This is a genomic window from Mesorhizobium sp. M7A.F.Ca.CA.002.04.1.1 (assembly GCF_004022805.1).
Classification (GTDB): Bacteria; Pseudomonadota; Alphaproteobacteria; order Rhizobiales; family Rhizobiaceae; genus Mesorhizobium; species Mesorhizobium ciceri.
Genome location: NZ_RZPL01000374.1, coordinates 1 through 5,472, shown reverse-complemented (window position 1 = coordinate 5,472; position 5,472 = coordinate 1). Strand labels below are relative to the sequence as shown.

Genomic DNA, 5,472 nt, shown 5'->3' with positions numbered 1-5,472 from the left:
TTTGTCGACCAGCCGCACGGCCAGGCCGGGATCCAGCCTCCCTTTTACCAGGGCAATGTTTCCGTCCAGCCGATCGCGGTCGAGCAGCAGGCAGGGTCGGAAGATGCCGGCGGTCTTCAGCGCATCCGAGAGGGTGGAAAAATAGGTGCTCATCATTCGATGCCGAACAGGCCGGCCATGTAGGGCGACACGAAGCGGTTTTCCGGATCGATGTCGCGGCGCGCCGCCATGGCATCGTCCCAGCGCGGGTAGAGCTTTTTCAGCTCCGCCGCTTTCAGGCTGTGCATCTTGCCCCAATGCGGCCGGCCGCCATATCTGCGGAAGATCGGCTCTGCCGCCCGCATGAACGGCAAAGGATCGTTCGCGGCGTCATGGTGGATGGCGATGGAGCAGGTCAGCCTGTTGTAGAATGGCGAAAGCCAGAACTGGTCCGGCGCGACCGAGCGCACCTCCATCGGGAAATAGACCTCGGGAAAGCGCTTCTCGGTCAGCTCGATGATCTCGGCCAGCGCCTTCGGCCCTTCCTCGAACGGCAAATGATATTCCATCTCGTTGAACTTGGTCTGCCGGTCGCTGGCATAGACGTTGAGCCAGTCCTGCACGTAGTCCTCGGCGGGAAATTTGGCGGCCGCCGATCGGATCAGGCGGCCACGCAGCGATGGCAGCCAGGCAAGTGAAGTGCGCAGCCTGCGCAGTGTCCTCAAACCCGCCTCGTCCTCTTCCGGCGGCCGCGTGGTGGGTGCGGCATCGCTGAAATCGCTGGCGATGAACTGCGCATAGCCGGAAAACGGAATGTAGTAGAATTCGGCCGAGCGATGCGCGGCCATCATCGCCTCGAAATCACGCAGCATCTCGGTGATCGGCAGCACATATTTGCGGCGGCGCAACCGGTAGGTCGCGATGTTGTTCAGCGTCACTTCGGTGAGCACGCCGAAAGCGCCGAGCGCAACACCGATGGCGTGGATCATGTCCCGATCCCCTGCCCGCTTGAAGTCGCGGACCTTGCCAAGGCCGTCGACGATCTGCACCGTCTCCAGCTGCGTGTGATAGGCGCCGAGCGTCGGCCCAGAGCCGTGCGTGGCTGTGCCCAGCGCGCCGCCGATCGCCTGGCGGTCGATATCGCCCATGTTGGGCAGGCCCTGGCCAATTCCTTGCAGGATGTGCATGAGCGGGCCGAGCCGGGTCCCTGCCCGCACCCGCGCCTGATGTTTTTGCGCGTCGTGCGAGACCAGCCCTTCCAGTCTCTCCAGGGACAGGATCGTGCCCTGCGATTTCACCAGCGGTGTGAAGGAATGACCGGCGCCGGCAACGCGCACCGGGCCGGGCGCGGTCCGGACGAGATCACCGAGTTCACCGGCATCGCCGGGGCTGGCGATCAGCTTGGGCTCGGCACTTACGAAGCCCGACCAGTTGCTCCAAGTGTTCGACATGGCGCTCCCCGCTCAGGCAACCGCACGACGGCGACGTGACACAAGAACGAAGAGACCGAGCAGCGCCACGCTTGCCACCGCGCTGGCGGCGGCGAATTCCGGCACCGGCCGGAAATCCTTGCCATCGATGAGCAGCGACGCCGCAATCGGCCCGATCGCCAGGCCGAACAGCTGGGCTGCCGGCACCAGCAGCACAGCGGTGCGCGTCTCGTCGGCGGTGATCGCCAGACGGATCTGGTAGGGCACGATGAACAGCAGGATAAAGCCCATGGCCAGGGCAGCGACCCAGAACGTCGTCAGGCCGGGGCTGCTGGCAAGAACCAGGGAACTGACAAGCGCCACGACGCCGATCGCCGCGATGGCAAGGCGATAATCGATGCGCGCCTCGAACGCGGTCGCCGTCATCGCCCCCAGGACCTGCACCGCGAGGCTGGCCGAGACGATCAGGCCGACGGTGCGGCCATCGATGCCGTATTGCGCGCCTAGCGGCTCCAGAAAAGCCCAGACCGCGCCGAAGAACATGAAGTAGCAGAAGACCGACAGCAGCGCGGTCATCGAGGGAACCGTCAGCACATTGGCCAGATTCTCTTCCTTGGGCAGGTCGGCATAGTCACCGGGCACGGTGAAAGCGACCGCCAGCGACACGACGCAGACGACGGCAAGAACGATGAAGCCACCCGCCGACCCTGCGGCCGGGATGACATAGAGCGCCAGCAACAGGGCGAGCGCGCATTGCGCCAGCGTCTGCATGGTGACGAAATAGCCGCCGATGCGCTCGGCACGCCGCGAGCGGGCGATCAGTTCGGTGGCGATGGCGACCAGACCGCCCTCGGCGAGCCCGGCAAGGGCGCGGGCCGCAATCAGCATGTTGGCGCTCGCGGCATAGGCCGTCCACACATTGGCCAGCGCCAGCAGCAGCAGAAGGACGGCACTTTTCCAGCGCATATTGTGGGCCGAAAGCAGCATCGCCACGACGGCCGAACCGATGGCAATGGCGATCATCTCGGCGGTGGCGACCAGCGCCAGTTCGTCGCCGCTGACATGGCCTTCGGTGTAGAGAGCTCCGAGCAGCACCGGCTGCAGGCCGAGGATGAGCAGGCCGACCGAACCGATCCACAGGGCCGAGGCGAGCTGCCAGCCGGTCGGATTGCCGACCAGCCAGTCGCCACTGCCTGCGTGGCCGATATCTGTCGAAGCCAAAGGCGCCTCCCCAACGTCCTTGCCGCGCGGCAAAAAAGCTGACAACCTGTCAGTATTTCAGAAACTGATACTTGATCATATTTCTTGTCAACCGGAATCTAAAAACCGTGCGAAAGATCGGTGCATGACGGAATTGAAGAGAATGGCGACCGAGCCGAGGCGCAAGCCCAAGCAGGAACGCAGCCGCGAGCGCATCGACGCGATCCTGTCGACGACCATGCGGCTGATCGGGGAAAAGGGTATCGACGCCGTCACTATGAAGGAGGTCGGCATGCTGGCGGGCGGGCCAATCGCCACCGTCTACCACTACTTTCCCAACAAATCGGCGATCCTGGCGATGCTCTATGAGCGGTTTTCAGAGGTCAGCCGGGCACGGCTGACGACGATCATCGCCGAAATCCACGAGGCGAAAGATGTCATCGTGGCCGCTGACCGGCTGCTCGATGATTATCTCAGCCGTGTCGCCGGCGATCCGGCCATCCAGGATCTGCAGAACGCCATCCAGGCCGACAAGGCGCTCAAGAACCTCGACCTCGCCGAAACGCGGCACCAAGCCAAAATGTTCTGCGACCATGTCATCGCCTTGCTGGAGCCCGAGAGGCGCGAGCAGTTCGAACGCATGGTTCTGCTGATCTTCCAGCTCGCCGGCGGCGTGGTGCGCCTGGCGCTTGCCGAGGGCGAAGCGGAAAGCCGCCGGACCATCGAGGATTACCGGTCTATCATTCACACGCAGCTGCGGCTGTTCCTCTAGAGCCGCGCCTATTTCGCCCGATGGACGAGGCCTTCGAAGCCGTGTGTCAGATCCGAAGCGCCGGCCGCGAACATCTTGACGAGATTTTGCGGACGGCCGGGAGTCTTGTTCGCATCGAGGAGGATGGCCCTGCCCTCATGCATGACGAAATCGAATTTTCCATAGTCGAAGCCGAGTTCACGCCGGCGCTCACGCAGTTCGTCGGGCACCGGGACGGGCTCGCGCCGGATCGTCTCCGATGCCTTGACCAGGCCGTTCGGGGAGACGTAGCGGGTGCAGCGCTCTCGCTCTCCGCAAAACACCCAGAAACGAACAGCAAAACCGTCGGGTTCTCTCTCCGGAATGAACTTTTCCACGACGAGATCGTCGCAATCAAAGACGCCGTCTGGAACGTCGCCGAGAGATCCGTGGATCTCATAGGGGTGCAAGATTGGCAAATGCGGAAACGGCGGCTGTTTGCCCGCGCGCTCGGATCGCCGGTTGAGGAGCGTCTCCGGGATTCCCCGATTGTTGAGATTGCTTTTGACGATCACCTGACCTTGCCAGCTGTCGGTTTTGTCGATCAATGCACCACTGATCCGCCGTTTGGATATGTCGGCGGCGCCGATGTTGAGGCAGAATGCAAAACACCGGGCATAGTCGACATAGTCCGTTGGCGTCACCGTGGCATCGACATGCAATACCGCCATATCGGCGCTGACCGGCTTCGACAGGCCTTGCTGAACCCGAACCGAATGGCCGCGCCTTTTCAATTCCGCAAGAATGTCGAACAGCATGTATGGGCTGCTCCTGCGCAGCAGAATATCGCGCCTGCCCAGGAACCTGTCATGCTCATGCGTTATCACGGCGATACGCGCCACTATCCACCTCCTGGACTGTCTGTAGATGCCTTGAAATGTCTTGGCTTGTCCAACGACCTCTATTAAGCCCCGGTGATATCCAAAATCCAGGCGTGCAGGGGGCCAATGGAATTGCATGACAAATCATTGGGACGATTACCACCGCCATTGGAAACTTCTGGAAGCGCCGCTCCGGCCGACAGCGGAAACCGTCGCTATATTCGATCGCGAACTTGATCTCGGAAATGCCGATGTCCTTCTCTTGGGGGTTACCCCGGAATTGGCAGTTCTGGGCAAGTCGATGTTGGCGGTCGACCAGTCGGCGGCCATGATTTCCGGCGTATGGGCTGGCGACGACGGCTCGCGACGGGCAATCGCCGGCAACTGGCTTAACCTGCCCGTGGACCGCGCAAGCATCGACGCCGTCATCGGCGACGGATGCCTGTCGGCGGTCGCTTCCCAGGCGGCGCGCAGTTCGTTGTTTGGCGAGGTCGCCAGGGTGCTGAAGCCTGGCAGGCGCGCAGCGATCCGCGTCTTCGCACGACCGGAAACGGCGGACGATCTGTGCGGCATCGAAGCTCTGGTTCTGGCCGGCGGGATCGAGAATTTCCACGCGCTCAAATGGCGGATTGCGATGGCGTGTACGACCGACGACCGCGATTTTACCATCAAGGTGGCAACGATCCGCGATGCATTCGGCAGACTGTTTCCGGACCGCGAAGCTCTTGCCGCGCGAACAGGATGGAGCATGAGCTCGATCAACACGATCGACGTCTATGCAGGCTCGGACATAAGCTACAGCTTCGCGACGCTGGCCACGCTGACCAACGAGGCAGCCAACTGGTTCGGCGACGTGCGCGTCGTGCCGAGCGGAAGCTATCCGCTGGCGGAACGGTGCCCGCTTCTGGTGCTCGGTTCGGCCAGGCACCGGTAAGTTCATCATCATGCGCCAAGAGGCGCTCCGAGCGCCTTGACTCCGGCGCGCCGCCAGCCTATTTCAGCGCCACGTTAGCACTCGCCTTTGGTGAGTGCTAACCACATGTCCGGCGCCGCCGGATGGAGGAACTGTTTCTCACCGTTCTCATCGAGGAAGAAAAAATGGCAAAGTCGAAGTTCCGCCCGCTTCATGACCGCGTGGTCGTTCGCCGGGTCGAATCCGAATCCAAGACCGCTGGCGGGATCATCATCCCCGACACGGCAAAGGAAAAGCCGCAGGAAGGCGAGATCATCGCTGTCGGCTCCGGCGCTCGTG

6 protein-coding genes are annotated in these 5,472 nt (G+C 62.5%); 3 read left to right on the top strand and 3 right to left on the bottom strand.

Annotated elements, in window-relative coordinates; translation table 11 throughout:
• Positions 1-152: 152 nt before the first annotated feature.
• A complete protein-coding gene (locus ENZ75_RS19370; protein WP_024504859.1) occupies positions 153-1,430 on the bottom strand; it encodes a D-arabinono-1,4-lactone oxidase in 1,278 nt (425 codons plus the stop codon).
• A gap of 12 nt (positions 1,431-1,442) precedes the next feature.
• The gene (locus ENZ75_RS19365) at positions 1,443-2,630 is read right to left on the bottom strand and encodes an MFS transporter (RefSeq protein WP_063170196.1); all 1,188 of its coding nucleotides are present in this window, start codon (positions 2,628-2,630) and stop codon (positions 1,443-1,445) included.
• A gap of 124 nt (positions 2,631-2,754) precedes the next feature.
• Between ENZ75_RS19365 and ENZ75_RS19360 the strand changes: the two genes are divergently transcribed.
• The gene (locus ENZ75_RS19360; protein ID WP_027163205.1) at positions 2,755-3,381 is read left to right on the top strand and encodes a TetR/AcrR family transcriptional regulator; all 627 of its coding nucleotides are present in this window, start codon (positions 2,755-2,757) and stop codon (positions 3,379-3,381) included.
• A gap of 8 nt (positions 3,382-3,389) precedes the next feature.
• Here ENZ75_RS19360 and ENZ75_RS19355 read toward each other — a convergent pair whose 3' ends face one another.
• The gene (locus ENZ75_RS19355; RefSeq protein WP_244514288.1) at positions 3,390-4,358 is read right to left on the bottom strand and encodes a hypothetical protein; all 969 of its coding nucleotides are present in this window, start codon (positions 4,356-4,358) and stop codon (positions 3,390-3,392) included.
• On the opposite strand from ENZ75_RS19355, the gene ENZ75_RS19350 reads away from it, so the two are divergent.
• Entirely contained in the window at positions 4,357-5,154 is a 798-nt protein-coding gene (locus ENZ75_RS19350) for a class I SAM-dependent methyltransferase (protein ID WP_013532388.1), read from the top strand. The genes ENZ75_RS19355 and ENZ75_RS19350 overlap by 2 nt on opposite strands.
• A 164-nt stretch (positions 5,155-5,318) precedes the next feature.
• The coding region (locus tag ENZ75_RS19345) for a co-chaperone GroES (RefSeq protein WP_164750074.1) at positions 5,319-5,472 on the top strand (154 nt) is incomplete at its 3' end.

What these genes read in the sequence shown, in the direction of transcription:
- ENZ75_RS19370 (WP_024504859.1), bottom strand. Translation starts at nt 1,430, where the DNA reads ATGTCGAACACTTGGAGCAACTGGTCGGGCTTCGTAAGTGCCGAGCCC.
- ENZ75_RS19360 (WP_027163205.1), top strand. Translation starts at nt 2,755, where the DNA reads ATGACGGAATTGAAGAGAATGGCGACCGAGCCGAGGCGCAAGCCCAAG.
- ENZ75_RS19350 (WP_013532388.1), top strand. Translation starts at nt 4,357, where the DNA reads ATGACAAATCATTGGGACGATTACCACCGCCATTGGAAACTTCTGGAA.
- ENZ75_RS19355 (WP_244514288.1), bottom strand. Translation starts at nt 4,358, where the DNA reads ATGCAATTCCATTGGCCCCCTGCACGCCTGGATTTTGGATATCACCGG.